The organism is Amycolatopsis sp. (genome assembly GCF_035546795.1).
GTDB lineage: Bacteria > Actinomycetota > Actinomycetes > Mycobacteriales > Pseudonocardiaceae > Amycolatopsis_E.
On sequence record NZ_DASZWC010000045.1, the window covers coordinates 51,802 to 75,076 of the forward strand.

Sequence of the window (23,275 nt, forward strand, 5' to 3'; positions counted from 1 at the left end):
GCGGGGAAGCCGGCCTTTCTCGTAAGTGCTACCGGGGCGCGTGGCCCGCCTGGTCGGACAGCATCCGCAGGCCCGACACAAGGCCGCCGACGAGGTCGCCTTCCTTGAAGGACGCGACCATGCTCATCACGGCCAGCTTCGCCGCGCGGTCGGGCAGGCGCTGGAACGCTTCGCTGCCCGTGACCACCTCGACGACACGCTCGCCGGGCGAGACCGCGATGAGGACCGCGTTGCCCGCGCCCTCGCCGATCGACGCGTGCAGCTTCTCCGCCGCCTCGCGCGTGTCCGAACCGAGCTCGCCGAGGTACACACTGAAGTCGATGCCCGTCTCGCGACTGCTCAGCGTCAGCGCCTCGTCCAGCCGGGCCAGTTGCGAGGTGGTGAATGGGCTGGACGGAGCAGCGGGCTCGTACATCTTGGCGACCGAGCGGCGTCCGGTCGGATAGACACCGACCCCGAACTCGGCTTCCTCCGGCTCGGCCTGCTGAACCAGTTCACCAGCTGCCACGGGCACCTCCTGCTGCTGTTCCGGTCTGCCCGGAAGTCACCTGCCGGTGCGCCGCACCGATACCCTCCGGGTTGCCGCTCCACCACATGGGCGCGTACTCCCAGGGCTGACCCGGGCGGTAGCGCGGGGTCCCGGCGAACTTCGAGCGCAGCGTCACCAGTGCGACCACACCGTAGATGGCGGCCGGGATCAGCGCGTAGACCAGGATCGTCTCGACGATGTTCACACCAGGCAGACTATCCGCCCGGTCGTGGTACAGGCACCCCGGGACCGCTCGTCGCGCACCGGCCGCCGTCCGCCGTCCGGCTTGTTCCCGTTGGCACGATGGGCCGAAGACGCCTACCGCGAAAGATGGCAACTCACCGTACAGCCGGCCGCACCCAGCGCCATCGGCTTGTCCCCGGGGTCAAATGCTCGTAGTTTTTCACCTGTACGGGCCTTGCGCCACGCTCCCCAATCCCGATCAGTAACGCACTGGGTCCCAGGAGGACACATCATGAACCTCTCCCCTACCCCCGCTCAGACCAACGCCGACCACGCTCCGTCACTGATCGACACGGTTGAGGCTCGTGGCACCCGGGTTACCAGGGGTACTCGGGTGACTTGTGCTCGTGGCACCCGCGTCACTCGCGGCACCAGGGTCACGAGGGGCACGCGGGTCACCGCCGGCACCCGTGTCACGCGCGGGACAAGGGTCACGCGCGGCACACGAGTCACTTCCGGCACGCGCGTCACCGCCGGCTGAGCACGCGAGCACCGAAGACGACGACGTCGGCGTGCCCCGGCCGCCGCTGCGGCCGGGGCGCCGGTCTGTCCAGGGCCTAGGCGGCCACTCCCAGGTAGGGCCGCCACAACGGGTCGGCGTCGCCGGAATGCACCAGCAGCCGCCAATGCGGACCGTGCGGCGCGGTGGGTACCACCCGCAGATGCCAGCCCAGCTCCGAAAGGAGCTTGTCGGCCTTGCGGTGATTGCACTTCGCGCAGCAGGCGACGCAATTGGTCCAGCTGTGCGGGCCCTTGCGGCTGCGCGGGATGACATGGTCGATCGTCTCGGCCCTGCCGCCGCAGTAGGCGCAGCGGTACCGGTCGCGATGCATCAGCCCGGCCCTGGTCAGCGGCACCTGCGCGCGGTAGGGCACGCGGACGTAGGTGGACAGCCGGATCACCGAAGGCACCGGCAGCGAGACCGTGGCCGCGTGCAGCTGCAGCCCCGCCGGATCGCCGTGCACCACCTCGGCCTTGCCGCACATCACCAGCACCACGGCCCGCCGCAGCGGCAGCGCCGTGAGCGGTTCGTAGGTGGCGTTGAGCAGGAGCACACGTCGGCGGCCCCAGCCGGGGCCCGTGCCAGTCGCCGGATCCCGACCTCTACGCTGTCCCGGCGGGCGGGCGCCGCGGCCCCCGCCTCGCGAAGGCGGCCCGCTCGGGTGGTGTGCGCCCGGCGGCGCGGCCCCACCCGGATAGGCACGCAGAACTACCTCCGGCGCTGACCCGACCGCGGAATGGTCGGGGGCGCCGAGGGGGATCGGTTGTCGGTCTGGCACTCGACCACCTCCACCGGTGCAGCCATAGTCGACCACAGATCACACCCGAAATGCACCTGTGTTAGAAGACGTGTCCTGTGACATCTGTCCGACGATCGCGTGAAGTCGGGCGCCGACGGCGAGAAAGGGGCACCGCTCCCAAGTGAACCCGTTGCTCTCCGAAACCCCGGCCTGCATCAATGAGCAGGGCACCTGGTGCTATCAGGTGTTTCAGATCACACACAACGAGTGGCTCGCGGCCTCCGCGGGCTGGCTCGTCGCCAAGCCGATCAAGATCGTGCTGATCCTGATCGTGGCATTCCTGATCCGGCTGCTGATCCGCAAGCTGATCGACCGGATCAGCACCCCGCGCAACAACGGCCGGAAGCTGCCCGCGTTGCTGCGCCCGCTCCGGGAGCGTGCGCCGGACCTGCTCGGCGCGACGGTCACTGAACGCCGCCGCCAGCGTGCCAAGACGATCGGGTCGGTGCTGAAGTCGGTCACGTCGTTCATCGTCTTCGGGCTGGCCTTCATGCAGGTGCTGGCCGAGCTGGGGATCAACCTCGGCCCGATCATCGCCTCCGCCGGGATCGTCGGGGTGGCGCTCGGGTTCGGTGCGCAGAACCTGGTCAAGGACTTCCTGTCCGGGATGTTCATGATGGTCGAGGACCAGTACGGCGTCGGCGACGTGATCGACATCGGCGAGGCCAGCGGCACCGTGGAGGCCGTGGGCCTGCGCATCACCACGTTGCGCGACATGAAGGGCACCGTCTGGTATGTCCGCAACGGCGAGGTGCTCCGGGTGGGCAACTCCAGCCAGGGTTACGCGAACGCGGTGATCGACGTGCCGCTGAGCTACACCGCCGACGTGGACCGCGCCGTCGTGGTGCTCAAGGACGCGGCGAGCGCGGCGGTCGCCGGCGAGCCGCTGTCGGCCAACGTGCTGGAGCCGCCGGAGGTCCTCGGCGTGGAGAAGGTCACACCGGAAGGCATCGAAATCCGGATGACGGTCAAGACGCGGCCTGGCAAGCAGTGGACGGTGCAGCGCGCGCTGCGCGCCAGCGTCATCGCCGCGCTCGAGGAAGCCGGGTTCGAACCGCCGCTGGGCCGGTTCCTCGGACAGGGCAACGGGACCGGCACGGCACAATAGAGGGGTGTCCGAAGTGAGCGGTGCGATCGAAGACCCCAGGACCTTCTACGAGGCCGTCGGTGGTGAACCGACGTTCCGCAAGATCGTCGGCAGGTTCTACGCCGAAGTCGCCGAGGACGAGATCCTCCGGCCGCTGTACCCCGAGCAGGACCTCGGCCCGGCGGAGGAACGGCTGCGGCTGTTCCTGATGCAGTACTGGGGCGGCCCCCACACCTACTCCGACAACCGCGGCCACCCCCGGCTGCGGATGCGTCACGCGCCATTCAAGATCGGCCCGATCGAGCGTGACGCGTGGCTGCGCGCGATGCGGATCGCGGTGGACGAGGCGGGCCTGCCCAAGAAGCTGGACCAGCAGCTATGGCAGTACCTGGAGATGGCCGCGCAGAGCATGATGAACAGCTGGGTATGACCCGGATCGCGAGCGGGCGGCTGCGGGGTCTCAGCCGTGACGGCATCCGGTTCTTCGGGGGAATCCCTTATGCCGCACCGCCCGTGGGCGAGCTACGGTTCGCCGCACCGGCGCCGCCGGAGCCGTGGGACGGCGTGCGCGACGCCACGGAGTTCGCGCAGCCCTCGCTGCAGCAGGACATCCTCGGCCGCGGGCTCGTCGGCGCCGAGGACTGCCTTTACCTGAACGTGTATGCGCCGGAGGAGCCCGGTCCGCACCCGGTGCTGGTGTGGATCCACGGCGGTGGCGGGGTCACCGGCTCGCCGAACGAGTACGACGCGACGAGGTTCGCCCAGCACGGCGTGGTCGTCGTGACCGTCGCCTACCGCTTGGGCGTGCTGGGCCTGCTGTACCTGCCGGAGGCGTTTCCGGACACCAATTTCGCGCTCGCGGACCAGGTCGCCGCGCTGCGCTGGGTGCAGGCCAACATCGAAGCGCTCGGTGGCGACCCGGGCCAGGTGACGCTCGCGGGCGAGTCCAACGGCGGACGGATGGTCGGCAACCTGCTCGCCGCGCCGGACGGGCTCTTCCAGCAGGCGATCATCCAGAGCGGCACGGGCGTGGGCACGCTGGTGCACGAACCGGAGGCCGCGCGCCGGGTGGCGGCGGAGATACTGGCGGAGCTGGAGCTCACCGATCCCGCCGCACTCCGCGAAATCGACGCGAGGCGGATTGTCGAGGCGCAGCAACGGTATTCGGCTCGCGCGGAGTCGCTGGTGCCCTACCGCGTGGTGATGGAGCCACCGCTGGCAGCCGTCGCGGCCGGGAGCGCCGCGAACGTGCGCCTGCTTATCGGCACCAACCACGACGAGATGGACCTGTTCCGCAAACTGGGCCAGGTGAAGGGCGACGAGGACGACCGGGCGCGCACCGCCACCGACTGGTGGCTGCCCGCGATCCGGTTCGCCGAAGCGCAGCACGCCGCGGGCGGCCAGGTGTGGATGTACCGGCTCGACTGGCGCGCGTTCCCGCCGGGGCAGGGAATGGGCGCCGCGCACGCGCTCGACCTCCCGCTCGTCTTCGACGACCTCGACAACCCGTACTACCGGCTGTTCCTCGGCCGCGACACCGGCCGCGCCCGGGGCATCGCGGCCACCATGCATGACGCGTGGGTCCGTTTCGTGTGCGGCGAACCCGCTTGGCCCGCATACGAACCCGGCAACCGCACCACGATGCTGTTCGACGAGCCGGCCCGGATCGCCGACGACCCGGACAGCAAGGAACGTTTACTCCGGTCCTAAGCGAGCCTTGCCACCGGCGGGAGCGGCGCGTGCTGCGGGGAGGCTTGGAACGCCTGGATCACGAATGCGGCGAAGCGGCGCGAAGCCGCGACGCGGGCGGCCGTCGAGGCGGCCTGGATCCCCCGGTTGGCCATGATCATCAGGATCAGGTCCTCCAGGACGAAGTCCGGGCGCAGGTGGCCGGCGTTCTTGGCGCGACGGGCGAGTTCGGCGACCGACTTCAGCACGTATTCGTGGTTCGCCGCGAGATCGACCGCGTCGGGGAAGTTCGAGATGAACGCCTCGGTGAAGCCACGGTCGCGCGCGTGCAGTTCGCAGATCTTCTCGATGACAAGGCAGAAACCGCGCCACGGATCCGGCTCGGCGAGCCCCTCGTCGACGACGGCCTGGCACGCGCGCATCTGGTCCGTGAAGGCTTCGGTCATCAGCAGCTGCTTGGTCGGGAAACGGCGATACAGGGTGGCGGGGCCGACCCCGGCGCGGCGGGCGATCTCCCGCATTGGCACGTTCAGTCCTTCGGCGGCGAACACCGCGCGGGCCGCGTCGAGAATTCGCTCGCGGTTGTCGCGGGCGTCGGAGCGCAGCGGGTGAGGCAACTGATCGGTCACCACTCTCACTTTAGCTAAACGGACGCCTGCGTCCATTAACGTCGGAGGCATGAAAGCAGTCACGATCAAGAAGTTCGGGCCACCAGAGGGCCTGGCCGTCGTCGACCTCCCGGCGCCCGTTCCGGTCGGCGGCCAGGTGCTGATCGCCACCGAAGCGATCGGCGTCGGCGGTGTCGACGTCGTTGTCCGGAGCGGGGCGCTCGCTGCCTACGGTTTCCAGGAAGGGCTTGTCCCCGGCAGCGAGGTCGCGGGCACGGTGACGGCGATCGGCGACGATGTCGACAGGTCGTGGCTCGGTCGGCGCGTGTGGGGCTTCACCGGCACCGGCGGCGGCTACGTCGAGCAGGCGATCGCGTCCGTCGACGAAATCCTTCCCTTGCCGGAGAACCTGTCGGCCGCCGACGCCGTGACGCTCGGCAGCTCCGGCGTCGTGGCCCATTTCGCCCTTGCCCATGCCCACTTCGCGCCCGGCGAGTCGGTGCTGGTGCGCGGCGCGGCAGGCAGCATCGGGATCATGACGGTCCAGCTCGCAGCCCTGCGCGGGGCCGGCGCGGTGGCCGTCACGACGTCATCCGCCGAGCGCGGTGAACGCTTGCGCAAGCTCGGCGCGACGCACGTGCTGAATCGCGCGGGCGAAGGTGCCGCGGGCTACGACGTGATCATCGACATCGTCGCCGGCGCGGACATGCCTTCCTTCTTCGACAAGCTCAACCCGAACGGTCGCCTCGTCGCCGTCGGCGTTGTGGGCGGCCGGCCGCCGGCCGACTTCGGCACGAAGCTGATGGCGGCGTTCCAGCAGTCGCTGTCGTTCGCCACCTTCAGCGCCGACACCGTGCCCGTGGCCGATCGACGTGCCGTGCAGACCGAACAGTTCGCCGCCGCGGGCCGCGGCGAACTCGGCGCGGTGGTGCACGAGGTGCTGCCACTCGAGGAAGCCGTGCAGGCGCACCGGAAATGGGACGCCGGCGAAGTATTCGGCAGGATCGTGCTGACGACCGCTCAGAACAGCAACGGCAACAGCGCCTGACGACGCCGCACGACCGCGCCGTAGCGCGCATCGAGCCGCAGCCACGAACTGGTCGCGCTCACCCGCACCACGTCCTGCTCGATGGACGAATCCGCGAAACCCATACCGGACAAGGCGAACAGGCAGCGCATCGGGATCTTCACCTCGAGGGTTTCCCCGCTGACGGTCAGCACCGTCTGATCCATCAGCGAGGCGGGCGGGGTTCCGTGCGGCCCGGCGTTCTCCCGGGCCAGCGAAACCCCGCGATCGGTCAGCTCCCCGATCACCCGCACCGGCAGCTCGTCCACCGCCGTCCAATTCCCGGCAGGGGGAAGTTCCGCGTGCCACAACAGATCCCGCGACGGGCCGGGATCCATCCGCTCGCCACCGGCGACCGTCAGCGCGGCCAGCAGCTCGTTGCCGTTGACGGTCACGTCGCCCGGCTCGACTGCGCCGTGCACCGCCCTCGTGGCGAGCACCTCGAAGGGCGTGGCCACCCAGGCTTCGACCACGTCGCTGCCGCGATTGCGCAGCCGCACCGCACACTGGCCGTCCAGCCGCACGGCGCGCGCCACGAACGCACCCAGCGTTTCGCGGTCCGCGCCGTCGGCGATGCGGAGTTCGGTCGAGGTCCGCGTGCTCTCAGTCATCGCCACCTGCCAGCATCCTGCCGAGGAACTCCCGCTCCTCGGTGGTGAACCGGCGCGGCCGCTCGGTGGCCACCTCATACGGCGCGAGCACCGTCTCGGCGACCACGGCCGGCTTGTCGTCGGACGATGGCCCGGTGTGGACCCGGTAGTCGAGGGTCAATGCCGCGGCCTTGAGCTCCCGCTGGGAGATCTCGACCCGGAGCTGCTGACCGTGCACGACGATCGGCGCCCGGTAGTGCACCGCGAGTTTGACCACGACCATCCCCTTGGCGAGCTCGAGCCCGGCCCGGCCCGCCTCCTCGAACAACAGGGGAACGCGGGCCTCTTCGAGCAACGTCACCAGCTTCGCGTGGTTCACGTGCCCGAAGACGTCCATGTCCGACCACCGTGGCCGGACCATCGCCACATACAACGTTTACCTCACTGTGCTCCGGAGCTGCCGCGCCGCCACGGACAGCGTCGCCAGGTCCAGCCTGCCCGATCGCTTGATCTCGTCGAGCGCCACCCTGGCTCGCGACAGCCGCGAAGCGTTCGCCTTCTCCCACTGGGCGATCTTCTCGTCCGGCGTGTCCTCGGAATCGGTGTGCCGCAGCGCGTCCAGGCTGATCGCCCGCAGCGACGAGTACACGTCGTCCCGCAGCGAAAGCCGAGCGAGCGCATGCCACCGGTTACCGCGTTCCAGCGCGCTGATCGAGGTCAGCAGCTCGTCCACATCCAGGTGCGCCGACAGCGCGTAGTACAGCTCCGCCGTCTCCTGCGGGCTGCGCTCGGCCGAAACCCGCGCCTCGCGCTCCGCCAGCTCCGTCACTTCGATGATGTCCAGCAGCCCGTATGCGTCGAGCAGGGCCGCGACCCTGTTCGCCAGCGGCTCCGGCACACCTTGCTCGATCAGGCGCGCGGCCTGCTCACGCACCGCTTCGATCTCCCGGCCCTGCAGCAACGTGGTCAGCTGCGGCGCGAGCGAGGCCACCCCCTTGCCGAACCGCGAGATCTCCGCGCCGACAGCCAGCGGCTGCGGCCGGTTGGCGAGGAACCACCGCGCGGCCCTGTCGAGCAACCGCCGCGACTCCAGCATCATCGCGTCGGCGACCTCGGTGGACACGACGTTGTCGAGCGCGTCGATGTCCGCCCACAACGAGTTGAGGTCGTAGACCCGCGTGACGATGGTGTACGCGCGGATGGCATCGGTGGCCGTGGCGTTCATTTCCTCGGCCAGCCGGTACGCATACGAAACGCCTGCCCCGTCGACCACCTCGTTCACCAGCAGGGTGCTGATGATCTGGCGGCGCAGCGGGTGCACACCGATGGCATCGGTGAACCGCTCCCGCAGCGGCTTCGGGAAGTACTCCGGCAGCCGGCGCGCGAACACCTCGGCGTCGGGCAGCTCACTGGCCAGCAGCTCGTCCTTGAGGTCGAGCTTCACGTGCGCAAGCAACGTGGCCAGCTCGGGTGAGGTCAGGCCCTGCCCGGCCTTCTCCAGGTCCCGGAACCCGGCCTTGCCGGGCAGCGACTCCAGCCTGCGGTCCAGCGCGCCCGAGGATTCCAGCGCGCTGACCAGCCGCTCGTGCACCGACAGCATCGACGCGGCGTGCGCACGGCTCACACCGAGCACCGCGTTCTGCCGGTAGTTGTCGGCCAGCACGAGCTCGCCGACCTCGTCGGTCATCTCGTGCAGCAGGCTGTTGCGTTGCTCGCGCTCGAGCTCGCCGGTGGCGACCAGGTGGTCCAGCAGGATCTTGATGTTGACCTCGTGGTCGGAGCAGTCCACCCCGGCGGAGTTGTCCAGCGCGTCGGTGTTGATCTTGCCGCCCGCCCTGGCGAACTCGATCCGGCCGCGCTGGGTCAGACCGAGGTTCCCGCCCTCACCCACGACCCTGGCACGCAAGTCCTTGCCGTTCACGCGGACCGCGTCGTTGGCCTTGTCCCCCGCGTCGGCGTGCGTCTCGGTCTCGGCCTTGACGTAGGTGCCGATCCCGCCGTTCCACAGCAGGTCGACCGGGGCCAGCAGGATCGCGCGCATCAGCTCGGCCGGGGACAGGTTCGTGACTTCGTCGGCCAGCCCCAGCGCGCCGCGGACCTGCGGACTGACCGGGATCGTCTTCGCACTGCGCGAGAAGATCCCGCCACCCTCGCTGATCAGCGACCGGTCATAGTCGTCCCACGAGGAGCGGGGCAGCTCGAACAACCGCTTGCGCTCCCGGAACGACGACGCCGCATCAGGCTCGGGGTCCAGGAAGATGTGCATGTGGTTGAAGGCGGCCACCAGCCGGATGTGCTCGGACAGCAGCATCCCGTTGCCGAACACGTCGCCCGCCATGTCGCCGACGCCGACCACGGTGAAGTCCTGGCTCTGGGTGTCCACGCCCAACTCGCGGAAATGGCGCTTCACGCTCTCCCACGCGCCCTTGGCGGTGATGCCCATGGCCTTGTGGTCGTAGCCGACCGAACCGCCGGAGGCGAACGCGTCCCCGAGCCAGAAGCCGTAGCTCGCGGAGACCTCGTTGGCGATGTCGGAGAACGTCGCGGTGCCCTTGTCCGCGGCCACCACCAGGTAGTTGTCGTTCCCGTCGTAGCGGACGACCTGCGGCGCGGGCACCGTCTTGCCCTCGACGAGGTTGTCGGTCAGGTCCAGCAGGCCGGAGATGAACATGCGGTAGCAGGCGATGCCCTCGGTGAGGTTCGCGTCGCGGTCCACGCCCGGGTCTCCGGTGGGCGCCGGCGGCCGCTTGACCACGAACCCGCCCTTCGCACCGACCGGCACGATCACGGCGTTCTTCACCGCCTGCGCCTTCACCAGGCCCAGCACCTCGGTGCGGAAGTCCTCCCGCCGGTCCGACCAGCGCAGACCACCGCGCGCCACCGCGCCGAACCGGAGGTGCACACCCTCGACCCGCGGCGAGTACACGAAGATCTCGAACCGCGGCCGCGGCTCCGGCAGATCCGGCACGCCCTGCGGGTCCAGCTTGAACGCCAGGTACGGACGCGGCGCGCCGTCGGCATCGGTGACCCGGTAGTTGGTGCGCAAGGTCGCGTTGATGACCGCCAGCAACCGGCGCAGGATCCGGTCCTCGTCAAGGCTGGTGACCTCGTCGATCATCTCGGAGATCTCGGCGACCAGCGCGTCGGCCTGTGCGTCGGACTCCGGATCGGTGGTCAGCTCGAAACGGTGCTCGAACAGCCGCACCAGCGCCGTCGCGATGTCGGTGTGCGCCAGCACGGAGCTTTCGATGTACTCCTGCGAGTACGGCGCCCGCGCCTGCCGCAGGTACCGCGAGTAGGCCCGCAGCACCGACGCCTGCCGCCACGTCAGGCCCGCGCGCAGCACGAGCGCGTTGAAGCCGTCGATCTCGCAGTCCCCGCGCCACGCGGCGGCGAACGCGTCCTGGAAGCGGACCCGCAGATCCTGCTCCCCCTCTTCGGTCAGCTCGTCCAGCTCACGCGGCCCGATGCGCAGCCCGAAGTCGTAGACCCAGGATCTCGTGCCGTCCTCTCGGTGCAGGTCGTACGGGCGCTCGTCCACGACCTCGACGCCCATCCGCTGCAGCACCGGCAGCACCGCCGACAGGGTCACGCCCTCGCCCAGCAGGTACAGCTTGAAGCGCCGCTCCCCCGGCTCGGCGTCGGCCGGCACGTAGAACGACATCGCGAGGTCCTGCTCGCCGGTCAGCGACTCCAGCCGGCGCAGGTCCGCGAGCGCTTCGGTCGCGGTGAAATCTTCTTTGTAGGCCTCGTCGAACACCCCGGCGTAGCGCTGGCCGAGTTCGGTGGCCGACTCCTCGCCGAGCGGCCCCGGCAGGGTGCCGGTTTCCCCCGCACGCTCGCGGCGCTCGACCAGGATCGCCTCGACCATCAGGTCGTCCCAGGTGCGCATGGCGGCGTTCAGGCGTTCCTGGATGCGCAACGTGTCCGGCTCGATCTTGCGTGCCGGGTCGGTGTGCACGGTGAAGTGCACCTGCGCCAGCGCCGTTTCGCCCACGCGCGTGCCGTACTCCAGGTGCGTGCCCTCGAGCTCGGCGAGCAGCACCTCCTGCATCGCGAGCCGCGAGCGGGTGGTGTAGCGGTCGCGGGGCAGGAACACCAGGCAGGAGTAGAAGCGGCCGTAGGTGTCGCGGCGCAGGAACAGCCGCAGCCGGCGCCGGTCGGACAGCGTGATCGCGCCGATCGCGGTCGAGTAGAGGGAGTCGCGGTCGGCCGAGAACAGGTCCGCGCGCGGCCAGTTCTGCAGCACCTCCAGCATCCGCTGACCCGAGAAGGACTCCATCGGGTAGCCGGCACGGTGGATGACGTCCCGGACCTTGCGCGCCACGACGGGAATGTCGAGCACGTCCTCGTGCAGCGCGCTGGTGGTGAACATGCCGAGGAAGCGGTGTTCGCCGGTGACGCAGCCGTGCTCGTCGAACGTCTTCACGCCGACGTAGTACGGGTAGACCGGGCGGTGCACGGTGGACGGCGCGCTCGCCTGGGTCAGCACCAGCAGCTCGGGTTTCAGGGCGTCGGCCGCGGTGTCCGGCCCGGCGGTGAGGCTGCGGGCCGCGAGGTTGTCCTGCCGCAGCACGCCGAGTCCGGAGGCCAGCGACGCGCGCAACGCCGGCTCGTCGTCACCGGGCGAGCCCTCGACGAGCTCGTAGCGGCGGTAGCCGAGGAAGGTGAAATGCCCGTCGGCCAGCCAGCGCAGCAGGTCACGGCTCTCGGTGACCTCTTCGGCGGACAGCGGCGGCGGGGCCGTCTCCAGCTCGGTGGCCAGTTCGAGGGCGGCCTGCGCCATCTTGTCGGTGTCCTCGACGACCTCACGGACATCGGCGAGCACCGAGGTGAGGTGCGTGTCGAGCTCGCGCGCGCGGTTCGGGTCGGTGATCAGATCGATCTCGACGTACATCCACGACTCGCTGGCCGCGCCCTCCGGGGGCTCGGCGGCGTCGGCCGTCGGATGGAGCGTGAGGAGCTTGCCGGTGATGTCGCGCTCGACGACGACGATCGGGTGCACCAGCCGCTGCACCTGGATGCCGTCACGGGCGAGCTTGGCGGTGACCGAATCGACCAGGTACGGCATGTCGTCGGTGACGATCTGCACGACGGTCGCGTCGCGGGTCCAGCCGTCCTCGGCCGTGGTCGGGTTGAGCAGCCGGACGGCGGGCCTGCCGGGCACGCGCTGTCCGGCGAACTGGAGATGGGAACGCACGGCGCCGACGAGGTCGACCGGGTCGTCGCCGAGGATCTCTTCGGCCGGGATGTGCCGGTAGTAGAGGCGCAACAGATCGGCGATATCCGGTGCATGGTCGGCGGCGGCTTCGATCAGATCGTCCCGGATCTGCTCCGGGCTGGTCGGCCGCCGTTGAAGGGTTTCCCGCCCGGGGACCGCTTCGAGACGGGGTGAAACTCCTGTCGAGCTCATTTCAGGCAACTCTCCACTGAGCCTTGATCACGCTTGGCCCACGCCGAACCTCTCCACCTTAGTGTGGAGGCGGGGCGTGTCTTCCGATAGATGGACGCACCGGCCGGGCTTCCGGTGCTGTCCAAAGCAAACATCACTGGGGCAAGAGATCACCGTCCGTGCTTGGCTGACCGTCGGCCGTGATACCGGAAACAGTGTCATGGGAGTAAAAACCGATTTCGCGGGGGCCGGGCGAAACGCGCCGGACCGCGGTAGGTCGATTTATCCCCTGCCGCGTTGCCACAGGCGGACGGTCGGCGGGTACGGGAGCGATCTCAGGTACGGGAGCGGGTACGGGGCTCGCGGCGGTGACCGGGAAAGGGTTCACCGCAAAGGGATTCCGCGGTGTGCCGGCGCGGCGGACGAAGGAGCGGCACCGGACTGGACCATCTGAACCGATACAAGTACCGGGCACGGCGGAGGTGGCGACGGCTGACCGTCCATACGGGAGCAAAAGCCACCTGTCCATCAAGCCGCTAGGGCCGTTCGTCCGTACCTGCGCAAGAATTATCCATCCGTGCGATGACGGCCGTTGCCCGGGACCTCGCCGCGGCGGCCGTACCCGTTGACCGGGCGCGGTTCGTCGGATCCCTGGCTCTCCAGCCGTTTGACCAACGCGGCGGCGCTCGCCGTGCCGGCCTGGTGCTCGGCCAGCGCGCGGGCGAGCAGATCGGCCAGCCCGGCGTCCGGCGGCAGGTCGTCGTCCATTGTGGACGAAAGCTCCGCACGGAACGGTTCACCCAGCCCGTCGTCCTCGATCACGGGGGTGCTGGTGAAGTGTGTCTCCGACGTCGAGTGCGGCACGTCCTCGGTGAAGTCCTCGAACGGCTCCAGCGACGGGGGCAACCTCAACCGTGGCAGCCAGTTCTCATTGAGCGTGATGGCCGGGCCGTCGTTGTCGGCTGGCTTGTCGTCGCCGGTTTCGGATGCGGCGCTTGAAGAGTCGGCCGTTGAACGCGCAGTGGTCGAAGGCTCGGCGCCTGCCGTCTCGGTGCCCCCAGGCGGGGCGGCCTCAGGCGCACTGGCCACAGGTGGGGCGGCCTCCGACGCAGTATTCGTAGACCCCGCGCCGCGCGGCACCGTGTTCGCGGGTTCGGCGGCGGCAGGCTCGGAGGTCGTCGTCGCAGATTGAGCAGAGGCTGTCGCTCCCGAGCCCGCGGTCGTGGCTGGGGAATGAGCAGGGCCTGTCACTGCCGAACCCGCAGTCGTGGCCGCCGAATCTCCGGCGGCTGTCGTTCCTCCGGGGCCTGTCGCTCCCGCGCCCGCCGAGGATGTCGCCGCCGAACCTCCGGGGCCTGTCGCTGGCGAGCCTGCAGTCGTCGCCGAATCTCCGGGGGCTATCGCTCCCGCGCCCGCCGAGGACGTCGCCGCCGAATCTCCGGGGGCTATCGCTCCCGAGCCCGCCGAAGTCGTAGCCGCGAAGTCTGCGTGGCCCGTCGTCCCGGACCCCGCGAAGGTCGGCGCGCTTTCCCCGGCTCCGCCCCGTGCCGTGCTGTCGGCGGAACGTTCCGCCGACCGGCGACCACCGCCGCCCTCTTCGCTACCCGCCCGTCGACGCCCGCCGCCGGAGCCGGTCGAGATACCGAGCCGATCCAGCACGGATCGCGCGGCGACCGACCCGTGCTCGGCGTCGTGCCGTGTCTTCGGCCGGCTCGGATCCGCCTGGCCTGCGTCCGACTGGCCGGTCCGGTCGGCCGTGGAGCCTTCCGAAGCGGCTTCGGCGCCGATAGCCCGATCAGCAGCGGCGGCGCTGTCGGCAAGCGCCGCCCGATCGGCAGCCCTGTCAGCAAGCGCCGCGCGCTTGCCGGCGTCGGACACCTCGGAACGATTCGCACCAGCATCACGACCGCCCGCCGCGGCAGAGCCAGCCTCATGGTGATCAGCCGCTACCGAACGCGACCCATCCACCTTGTCCGGCCCGCTCTCCCCGGACAGCCCGGCCGGGCCAGACCCGTTCACCCCGTGCGACGTGTCCGGCTGGTCCCCCGCGCCCGTGGTACGTGGCGAGAACATTGTGTCGCGCCCCAGCCGCAACACCGACTCCCCGTTGGAGGAACCGTTCCGAGCGGCACCGTTGGTGTGCGCGCTCACCGTTTTTGAATCGAAGACAAGCGAAATCCTGGGCGAAGGCTCATCCGCCGGCGCAGGCGCCAGCGGCAAGTCCTGCGGCACAGCCGCATCCTGCCGCGCAGGCGATTCATCTGCGGCAGGCGGCTCGTATGCCCCAGACAGTTCGCGCGACGCAGTCGATTCACGCGACGCAGGCGATTCATGTGCTGCAGCCAGACCCGGTGTCGCGGACAGCCCCTGTGGCGCAGAAGACTCCTGCGACGCGGACGGATCTACCGCCACCCGCGCAAGCTTGCTGTCGCGCGCCCACGGTGCGACCCCATTCACCGCGCCGGTTCCCCGCGTGGCATCCGAGCCCCGCGCAGGCTCAGCAGGGCGCGTAGCCGCAGCACCGTGCGCGTGGTCGGCTCCGTGCGCGGCATCAGTACTCCACCGGGTGTCGGTGCCGCGCACACCATCGGCCTCCGCGATGCCGCCCGCGAAACGACTTTCCGCGGATGCGGCGGTCTTCACGGAGGCGAGCTTCACCTCCGAAACCGGTTCGGCGCCGACAGCCCCGGCCAATGGCGCGCCGCTTTGTGGCGTAGCACTGAGGATGTCGTCCAGATCCACGGCCGCATGCCCGCCATTGCCGAACTCACCCGAGAGCAACCCGACGGCCTGCCTACGAGCGCGCGTATAGACGTGCTCGGCCGCCCGGCTTTCCCGCAACGCCTTGATCGCCTCGGTCGGCCGTCCGAGCCGCTCCTCGACGTGCGCGAGCTCGCCCCACAGCCGCGTTGCCAGCCCGGGCAGCCCGTGCCGCTCGGTGCTGTGCACGCCGTCGCGCAGCATCACCGCTGCCGCCTCAACCGAACCGGACGGCAACAGGATCCTTGTGGCGACAGCCATCCGGAGCCATCCGACGGGCGCGACGGACGCCGCCCGCACGGGCTGATCCAGCACCTGCCGCGCGATCTCCAGCGCGTGCTCGGAGTCGCCGCGGTCGAGCAGCGAACACACCAACTGCAGGATGAGACGCACGCGGACCACGCCCCCATCACAGCTCGGATCGTCGAGCTGCTCCAGGAAACCCAATCCTGTCCGTGCCGCGTCCGCGGCACCCAGAACATCGGAATGACGACGCCGGTGCGCCGAGATCCCGACCCGAAGCAGCGCCCGGCTGAGCAACCGCCCATCACCGTCGAGGGTGTCGTCGCCATGGCACAGCTGGTCCGCTTCGTTGAGTGCCCTGTCGACCTCGGGCTTGCGCCCGAACTGGGACAGGCAACCGACCAGCTGGCACAAGGCCGCCGCCTTGGCCGCGCCGCCGAAATCCGTCAGATCGAGTACAGGCCGCAACACGGCCAGCCCAGTCAGCGGGACTCCCACGCTCCGCGCGCACAGCGCAAGGTCCGCTCGCAACCCAGCCGCCAGCGCCTCGTCGCCGACGGCCTCCGTCGCACGCAGTACTGCGACGGCACGCCCGACGGTTTCGGCCCGCAGCCCGAGCCGGACCCTGGCCGCGACGACCAGACTCTCCGCCCGCACCCACAGCTCGTCCGACCCGGCGGCCTCGGCCAGCGCGGCCGCACGCTCGCCGAGGATCATGGTCAGTTCCGGCGCGCGCAAACCCAGCTCGGCAGCCTGCCGCAGCAAGCCGTCGATGACGTAGTTCTGGCCGGTACCGACCGCGCCCCAGCCGTCGCGCGCGGCGGGCGGGCTGGGTCGGATGTGCTTCGTGGCTACCACTCGGGACTCCGCTTCAGTGTTGGCTCAAGCGTGCTCGCGGGCGCGCGGGTCAGTCGCGCGTCAACTTGCGGTGAGTCACCCGGTGGGGCCGGGCCGCTTCCGCTCCCAGGCGGTCGATCTTGTTCTTCTCATAGCCCTCGAAGTTGCCCTCGAACCAGAACCACTTCGCCGGGTTCTCGTCGTCGCCCTCCCAGGCCAGGATGTGCGTCGCCACCCTGTCCAAGAACCACCGGTCGTGTGAGATGACCACGGCGCAACCCGGGAACTGTTCGAGTGCGTTCTCCAGCGAGCCCAGGGTTTCCACGTCCAGGTCGTTGGTCGGTTCGTCCAGCAGGATCAGGTTTCCGCCCTGCTTGAGGGTCATCGCCAGGTTCAGCCGGTTGCGCTCGCCGCCGGAAAGCACCCCGGCCGGCTTCTGCTGGTCCGGCCCCTTGAAGCCGAACGCCGAAACGTAGGCCCGCGACGGCATTTCGGTCTGCCCGACGTGGATGTAGTCCAGGCCGTCGGAAACGACCTCCCACACGGTCTTCTTCGGGTCGATGCCGGACCGGTTCTGGTCCACATAGGACAGCTTCACCGTCTCGCCGATCTTGACCTCGCCCGAATCGGGCTGCTCCAACCCGACGATGGTCTTGAACAGCGTCGTCTTCCCGACGCCGTTGGGCCCGATGACACCGACGATGCCGTTGCGCGGCAGGTCGAACGACAGATCGTCGATGAGCAGCCGCTCCTCGAACCCCTTGCGCAGGTGCTCGACCTCGACCACCACGTTGCCGAGCCGCGGGCCCGGCGGGATCTGGATCTCCTCGAAGTCGAGCTTGCGGTTGCGCTCGGCCTCGGTGGCCATCTCCTCGTAGCGGTCCAGACGGGCGCGGGACTTCGTCTGGCGTGCCTTGGCATTGGAGCGGACCCAGTCGAGTTCGGTCTTCAGCCGTTTGGCGAGCTTCGCGTCCTTTTTGCCCTGCACCTCCAGACGTTCGCGCTTCTTTTCCAGGTAGGTCGAGTAGTTGCCCTCATAGCCCACGACCCGGCCGCGGTCGAGCTCCATGATCCATTCGGCGACGTTGTCCAGGAAGTACCGGTCGTGAGTGACCGCAAGGACCGCGCCCGGGTAGGAACCAAGGAACTGTTCCAGCCACAGCACGCTTTCGGCGTCCAGGTGGTTGGTGGGCTCGTCGAGCAGCAGCAGGTCCGGTTTGGACAGCAGGAGCTTGCACAACGCGACCCGGCGCCGCTCCCCACCGGAAAGGTGGGTGACCGGCTCGTCCGGCGGCGGGCAACGCAGCGCGTCCATCGCCTGTTCCAGCTGGGAATCCAGCTCCCAGGCGTCGGCGTGGTCGAGGTCCTCCTGCAGGCGGCCCATCTCCTCCATCAGCTCATCGCTGTAGTCGGTGGCCATCTGCTCGGCGATCGCGTTGAAGCGGTCGAGCTTCACCTTGATGTCGCCGAGGCCCTCCTCGACGTTGCCCCGCACCGTCTTGTCCTCGTTCAGCGGGGGCTCCTGCTGGAGGATGCCGACCGAAGCGCCCGGCTGGAGGAACGCGTCGCCGTTGCTCGGCTGATCGAGTCCGGCCATGATCTTCAGCACGGTGGACTTGCCGGCACCGTTCGGACCCACGACACCGATCTTGGCGCCGGGGTAGAACGCGGTGCTGACATCGTCGAGGATGACCTTGTCCCCGACGGTCTTGCGCACCTTTTTCATGGTGTAGATGAACTCGGCCATAACGTCGATCGTAGAGCGAAGCGTTACGCGACCGAACGCCGGTCACCATCCAACGACGCAGAGTCAACCCTCGGTCACCGGGAACGCACAGTGTGGACCGGCCTTCCGAGCATCGTCACTCAGCCTGCCCCAATCGGTTCGGAGACGGTAACAAGCTGCTTCTGCTGCCCGGGTTGCCGAGCTTTCCAGTGCTTCTCACGTTGTGCTTGCCCAGGCTGTCCCGCCTGCTGAACCGGGGCCGGGTACAACGCCAGGTTCAGCCCGACCGCCAATGCCTCAACCTCAGGTACAGCACGAGGCTGTTCCCGTTCCCCGTGATCGTTGCTGTACAACCGGCCGGACACGATCACCGGGTCGCCCTTCCGGATCGCCGAAGTCACCCCCTGCGCGAGTCTTCGCCAGCATTTGACCCGGATCGACAGATGTCTGCCCTCGACCCATTCCCCCTTTCCTTTGTCGTACCGGCGTTCGTCGCTGCGCAGCCAGAACGTGGCCAGCTCTTGCCGCTGCGCGCCCGCCCGGATGCACTGCACGTCACTGAGCACCGTACCGACCAAGGTCACCGGAGTCTCGCCAATCGCCATCGCGGAACCCTTCCCGTGTTCTTTCGTTGCCGCCGTGGTTCCAGCCTGCCGGGGCGAGCACGGTACGGGAAGAAGCAATTGCTTCGGCTGTGGATAACAGGGGGTGTGTGGATAACTCGTCAGGGACGGCGCCGGCCCTGATCCGCCATCTGTTTGAGCATCGCGTTGTAGGCAGCCAGATCCGCGTCACCGGTCGCATCCTCGCGGCGGTCGTTCCGTTTGGCCTCACGCTCATCCGCGCGCGCCCATTGCACCAGCAGCGCGATCAATACCAGCAGTACTGGCACTTCGCCGGCCGCCCAGGCTATGCCGCCGCCGAGGCGCTGATCCGAGAGCAGATCGGTGACCCACGGCAGGTTCAGCTGCTGGTAAAAGGTTTCGCCGATGATCGTCTGCTTCGACATCAGGATCACACCGAAAAACGCGTGGAACGGCATGGCGGCGAACATCATGCCGAGCCTGCCCAGATGCGGTAGCCGCCGTGGCGCCGGGTCGATTCCGATCACCGGCCAGTAGAAGACGTAGCCCGACAGCAGGAAATGCGCATTCATCACAAGGTGTGCCCAGTGATAGTTCAGCGCGGTGTCGAACAGGCCGGAGAAATACAGAACGTAGAAGGAGCCGACGAAAAGCAGCAGTGCTACCACCGGATGAGTGAGCACCTTCGCCAACGGCGACCGGACGAACGCCAGGATCCACTCCCGGGGCCCCGGTGGGGAACCCTTACCGGCCGGGGCAAGCGCGCGCAGCGCCAGCGTCACCGGCCCGCCCAGCACGAACAACACCGGGACCACCATCGACAACAGCATGTGGACGCCCATGTGCACGCTGAACATCGCCGGGGAGTACTTGCCCAGTCCCGACGAAGTGGCCAACAGCAGCACGAAACAACCGAGCAGCCAGGAGACGGTTCGCCCTACAGGCCAGTTGTCGCCGCGCCGGCGCAGCCGCCGCACGCCGACGATGTACAGCCCCGCCAGCACGATCGCCGCGGTGCCGTAGATCAGATCGAAACGCCAGCTGAACAGCAGCCTCAGCACCGTCGGCGGACCGGGCAGGTTGTAGCCGATCAGCAACTCGATGGTCGAGGGCTGGGTGACCGCGTCTTCGGGCGGTGGCGTGCGCGCGAGCGCCGTCGCGATACCGATGGTCACGAACATGATCAGCAACTCGACTGCGGCGAGCCGCAGCAACTGCCCGCCGCCCTTGCCATCGACGAGATCCCGCACGCCGCGAGTGCGCTGCTGCTGGCCGAAGACACCGAGCACCAGCAGGGCCACGACCTTCGCGATCACCAGCAGGCCGTAGTCCGTCGTCAGCAGATCCCCGAGCTTGATTCGCACCAGCGCGTTGATCACGCCGGACACGGCCATCACGACCCAGCAGACCAAGGCGATCTTCGAAAACCGGCCGGCCGCAAGCTTCAGGTGCTCACCGCGGCGCCAGCCGTGGGCGAGCAGGGCGAACAGACCGCCGACCCAGATGGAGGCGGCGACCAGGTGATAAAGCAGGCTGTTGGTCGCCATGTCGTGCGAACCACCGCTCGCGGAGTGCCCGGTGACCGCGACCGGCACCAAGCCCAGCACTGCCACGAAGAACAACACGGCTGTCCAACCCCACGACAGCGCCAGCCTGCACCCCAAGGCAAGCAGGAGCGCGATCGCCGCGGTGATCAGCCATGCCTTCGGCTGCTCGATCGCATCGATGAGATCAAGGAAGACGGCGGGAGCGAACACTTCGGTGACCGGTTTGCCCGCTCCGTCCGCCGCGGTGAAGAACACCGAAAGAATCGCCGCGGCAAACCAGACCCAAGCAGCTACTCCAGCCGTGCGGAGCGCCGCGTACCCGTCTCGCGCGACCGTGCCGGACGCCTGCGGAGGAACCAGGAAAGCAGCCAGCAACAACGAACCGGCACAGACCACCGAGGCCGCATCGGCCAGCACACGGACAACACCAAGGCCGTAGTGCGTCAACGCCCCCGGGTCAGGCAGACCTGCGATCACATAGCTGGTCCCGCCGGACAAGGCGACCAGCACCACTGCGATCACGGCGGCAAGCACCACGCTCACCGCCAGGAGCGGCAGCACGCTGACCTTTCGCCGGGAGGAAACGTCGGACTCCACGGCTACGAGGGTATGCCTGGCCCGCTACATGGTCGTGCCCGCGGTGAGCTCACGGTGACGTGCGCGACCTGCGCCGACGGCCGCCGGAGCGATCAGCGCGGCCAGCAGACCGACCACTACGAAGGACGCCGGCAGTGATGTCAGCTGCGCTATCCCACCGATGACCGGTGGCCCGGCGAGGAAGCCACAGTAAGCGATGCTGGTGACGAACGCGATCTCACGCTCGCCTCCACCGCCGTCTCCCCGCTGACCTGCCGCACCCGCGAGGCTCAGCGCGACCGGGAACGACGCGGCCAGGCCGACCCCAGCCAATCCGAAGCCGGCAAACGCGAGCGCGGCGACCGGCACGACAGCCGCGACAACGAGACCGGCTCCGGCGAGCGCCGCACCCACGACGAGCGTTCTGGTGGGCCCGAACCTGTTCTGCATCCACGCCCCGCCGAGCCGGGTCACCGCCATGGTCAGGGAGAACACCGAGAAAGCCAGCGCGGCCGCGCCTTGGCTCGCCCCCTGTGACGTCACCAACAGCAGCGCCGACCAATCCGAACTCGCGCCTTCCGCGACCGCCGAGCACAGGGCGATCGCGGCCAGCAGCCACAGCACCGGCCTCTTCACCAACGCGACCCGCGGCTGGAGTTCGGCCTCCGCGGAGCGCGGCCCCGCTCGCGGCAGTCCTCTCATCACCACCAGCAGCGCGATCAGGACTATGCCCGCGGCGACCAGGAACTGCCGCGGCGGCGACCAGGCGTGGGCGGCGGCAAGCCCGGCTGCGGCGGAGGCGAGCAACCCGCCGAAGCTGAACCCGGCGTGGAACAGGGGCATGATCGCGCGGCCGATGCGGCGTTCGACGACCACCGCCCCGATGTTCATCGACACATCGAGCGTCCCGACCGAAGCGCCCAGCCCGAACAGCACCACTCCCAGCGTGGCGACAGAGTCCGCGGCTCCGACGAACGGCAGGATCACGCAGGACACCACGGTGGAAGCGATCATGACCGCCCGCGAACCGAAGCGCTCGGCAAGCCTGCCCGCGAGCGAACCGGCGATGACCATGCCGATGCTCGCTCCGAGCAGAGCCAGCCCGAGCGAACCCGGAGCGGCGTGCAGCCGCTCGGCCAGCGCTGGCACGCGCGGCGCCCACGAGCCGTACACGGCGCCGTTGACCGCGAATACGACGAACACCGCCGTCCGGTCCCCCACCATCTGACACCTCCTTACCCCACAATGACTTAAGCGCTTCAGAAAGTCCACCGTGTTTTAAGCTGTGCCGATGACACCCCGGCGCCGCCCGACGCTCGACGACGTTGCCGATGCCGTCGGCGTCTCTCGCGCGACGGTGTCCAACGCGTATAACCGGCCGGACCAGCTGTCGGCCGAAACACGCGAAGAAGTGCTCCGGGTTGCCGAGCGCCTCGGCTATACCGGCCCCAACCCGATAGCCCGCAGCCTCGCCACCCAACGCACCGGGGCCATCGCCTTCATGCTCGACACCGGTCTGTCGGCGGCGTTCTCAGATCCGGCCTTGTCCATCACCCTCGACGCCCTGGCCGCGACCGTCGACCAGGAGGGACACGCCCTGCTTCTCCTGCCGGGCGGCGACGGCGGCGGCCCACGCGCGGATCGCGTGCTGGCCGCACAAGCAGATCTCGCCGTCGCCTACTCACTCGCGGACGGAGCGCCCGCTCTGCGTGCGGTGCGGCAGCGGGGTCTGCCCTTGGTCGTCATCGACCAGCCGATCGTGCCAGGCTCGGCCCGGGTCGGCACCGACGACCGCGGCGGTGCCGTCGCGGCCGCCAGGCACCTGGTCGAACTCGGGCATCGACGGTTCGGAATCCTTTCCGCGCAATGCCTTTCCACTCCGCGCGGCGGGCCGCTCAGTTCCGTCGAAGCCGCGCTCAGCCAGTTCCTCGACAATCGCGAACGACTGGCCGGCTATCTGGAAACCCTTGCGGCAGCAGGGATTCCAGCCGAGACCGTGCCCGTCTGGGAAGCGTCCGGGCTTTCCAGGGAGGACGCGATGACCGGCGCCGGAGGGCTGCTCGACCGCGAACCACGCCCGACCGCTCTCTTGTGCATGTCGGACGAACTCGCGCTCGCCGCGATCACCGCGGCGAGACAGCGCGGGATCGAGGTACCGGGAGATCTGTCCATTGTGGGCTTCGACGACACCCCGGCGGCTCGCTGGGGCGAGCCACCGCTGACGACAGTACACCAGGATCTGGTCCGCAAGGGACGGTTGGCGGGCGAGCTCGCGCTGCGGCTGCTCGCCGGGCGCCGGCCGCCCGCACCGACCACTTTGGACGTCGAACTCGTCGTACGCGGATCAACCGCGCCCGCCCGATAGCAGAATCGGTCAGACACGGGCAAGCGCTTTCCGGAAACTGTGGATAACTCTTCCCCGATCGAGCGAGCGAAAACTACTTATCCACAGAAGTAAAAATCCCTAATGACAATCCCGCGCCGAGCCGTCATTCTT

General features: G+C 69.0%; 17 protein-coding genes. 5 read left to right on the top strand and 12 right to left on the bottom strand.

All coding sequences use genetic code 11. The features are described 5' to 3' along the window. Window positions 1–28 precede the first annotated feature (28 nt). The 3 genes from VHD82_RS24855 to VHD82_RS24865 all read right to left on the bottom strand — a co-directional run bounded on the left by VHD82_RS24855 (window position 29) and on the right by VHD82_RS24865 (window position 1,827). Window positions 29–508, bottom strand: a complete 480-nt coding sequence (locus tag VHD82_RS24855; protein ID WP_414637574.1) for a DUF5130 family protein — start codon at window positions 506–508, stop codon at window positions 29–31. After that, window positions 495–734 (bottom strand): hypothetical protein, encoded by a 240-nt coding sequence (locus VHD82_RS24860; RefSeq protein WP_325708603.1) that lies wholly within the window; start codon window positions 732–734, stop codon window positions 495–497. Before VHD82_RS24860 ends, VHD82_RS24855 begins: the two co-directional genes overlap by 14 nt. Window positions 735–1,329: 595 nt before the next feature. After that, on the bottom strand, window positions 1,330–1,827 hold the full coding sequence (locus tag VHD82_RS24865) for an HNH endonuclease (protein WP_325708605.1): 498 nt from the start codon (window positions 1,825–1,827) through the stop codon (window positions 1,330–1,332). Between the two features lie 367 nt (window positions 1,828–2,194). On the opposite strand from VHD82_RS24865, the gene VHD82_RS24870 reads away from it, so the two are divergent. Genes VHD82_RS24870 through VHD82_RS24880 form a run of 3 tightly spaced genes read left to right on the top strand, consistent with a single transcriptional unit; the run spans window position 2,195 to window position 4,870 of the window. Then, complete coding sequence (locus VHD82_RS24870) at window positions 2,195–3,181, top strand: mechanosensitive ion channel family protein (RefSeq protein WP_325708608.1); 987 nt, start codon at window positions 2,195–2,197, stop codon at window positions 3,179–3,181. Window positions 3,182–3,206: 25 nt separating this feature from the next. After that, window positions 3,207–3,590 carry a globin gene (locus tag VHD82_RS24875; protein WP_325708701.1) on the top strand — a complete coding sequence of 128 codons (384 nt, stop codon included), beginning with the start codon at window positions 3,207–3,209 and terminating at the stop codon, window positions 3,588–3,590. Further along, window positions 3,587–4,870, top strand: coding sequence for a carboxylesterase/lipase family protein (locus VHD82_RS24880; RefSeq protein WP_325708611.1), 1,284 nt, complete (start codon window positions 3,587–3,589; stop codon window positions 4,868–4,870). Before VHD82_RS24875 ends, VHD82_RS24880 begins: the two co-directional genes overlap by 4 nt. Here VHD82_RS24880 and VHD82_RS24885 read toward each other — a convergent pair. Continuing rightward, entirely contained in the window at window positions 4,867–5,478 is a 612-nt protein-coding gene (locus tag VHD82_RS24885; RefSeq protein WP_325708613.1) for a helix-turn-helix domain-containing protein, read from the bottom strand. The two genes, VHD82_RS24880 and VHD82_RS24885, sit on opposite strands and share 4 nt — an antisense overlap. A gap of 49 nt (window positions 5,479–5,527) precedes the next feature. On the opposite strand from VHD82_RS24885, the gene VHD82_RS24890 reads away from it, so the two are divergent. Beyond that, on the top strand, window positions 5,528–6,505 hold the full coding sequence (locus VHD82_RS24890) for a zinc-binding dehydrogenase (protein ID WP_325708615.1): 978 nt from the start codon (window positions 5,528–5,530) through the stop codon (window positions 6,503–6,505). Here VHD82_RS24890 and VHD82_RS24895 read toward each other — a convergent pair. The 8 genes from VHD82_RS24895 to VHD82_RS24930 all read right to left on the bottom strand — a co-directional run bounded on the left by VHD82_RS24895 (window position 6,478) and on the right by VHD82_RS24930 (window position 21,999). After that, on the bottom strand, window positions 6,478–7,134 hold the full coding sequence (locus VHD82_RS24895) for a hypothetical protein (protein ID WP_325708618.1): 657 nt from the start codon (window positions 7,132–7,134) through the stop codon (window positions 6,478–6,480). The genes VHD82_RS24890 and VHD82_RS24895 overlap by 28 nt on opposite strands. Beyond that, window positions 7,127–7,534 carry a thioesterase family protein gene (locus VHD82_RS24900; protein WP_325708621.1) on the bottom strand — a complete coding sequence of 136 codons (408 nt, stop codon included), beginning with the start codon at window positions 7,532–7,534 and terminating at the stop codon, window positions 7,127–7,129. The genes VHD82_RS24895 and VHD82_RS24900 overlap by 8 nt, the downstream gene beginning before the upstream one ends. A 15-nt stretch (window positions 7,535–7,549) precedes the next feature. After that, on the bottom strand, window positions 7,550–12,526 hold the full coding sequence (locus VHD82_RS24905; protein ID WP_325708624.1) for an NAD-glutamate dehydrogenase: 4,977 nt from the start codon (window positions 12,524–12,526) through the stop codon (window positions 7,550–7,552). 546 nt (window positions 12,527–13,072) lie between these two features. After that, window positions 13,073–16,273 (bottom strand): hypothetical protein, encoded by a 3,201-nt coding sequence (locus tag VHD82_RS24910; protein ID WP_414637575.1) that lies wholly within the window; start codon window positions 16,271–16,273, stop codon window positions 13,073–13,075. A 142-nt stretch (window positions 16,274–16,415) separates the two neighbouring features. Beyond that, window positions 16,416–18,092: an energy-dependent translational throttle protein EttA gene (ettA, locus tag VHD82_RS24915; protein ID WP_325708627.1), complete on the bottom strand. Its 1,677-nt coding sequence runs from the start codon at window positions 18,090–18,092 to the stop codon at window positions 16,416–16,418. 119 nt (window positions 18,093–18,211) lie between these two features. Then, window positions 18,212–18,676, bottom strand: coding sequence for a single-stranded DNA-binding protein (locus VHD82_RS24920; protein ID WP_325708630.1), 465 nt, complete (start codon window positions 18,674–18,676; stop codon window positions 18,212–18,214). A 119-nt stretch (window positions 18,677–18,795) separates the two neighbouring features. Beyond that, on the bottom strand, window positions 18,796–20,799 hold the full coding sequence (locus VHD82_RS24925) for a bifunctional copper resistance protein CopD/cytochrome c oxidase assembly protein (protein ID WP_325708633.1): 2,004 nt from the start codon (window positions 20,797–20,799) through the stop codon (window positions 18,796–18,798). A gap of 24 nt (window positions 20,800–20,823) precedes the next feature. Next, complete coding sequence (locus VHD82_RS24930) at window positions 20,824–21,999, bottom strand: MFS transporter (RefSeq protein ID WP_325708707.1); 1,176 nt, start codon at window positions 21,997–21,999, stop codon at window positions 20,824–20,826. A gap of 70 nt (window positions 22,000–22,069) precedes the next feature. On the opposite strand from VHD82_RS24930, the gene VHD82_RS24935 reads away from it, so the two are divergent. Next, complete coding sequence (locus VHD82_RS24935; RefSeq protein ID WP_325708636.1) at window positions 22,070–23,143, top strand: LacI family DNA-binding transcriptional regulator; 1,074 nt, start codon at window positions 22,070–22,072, stop codon at window positions 23,141–23,143. Window positions 23,144–23,275 lie beyond the last annotated feature (132 nt).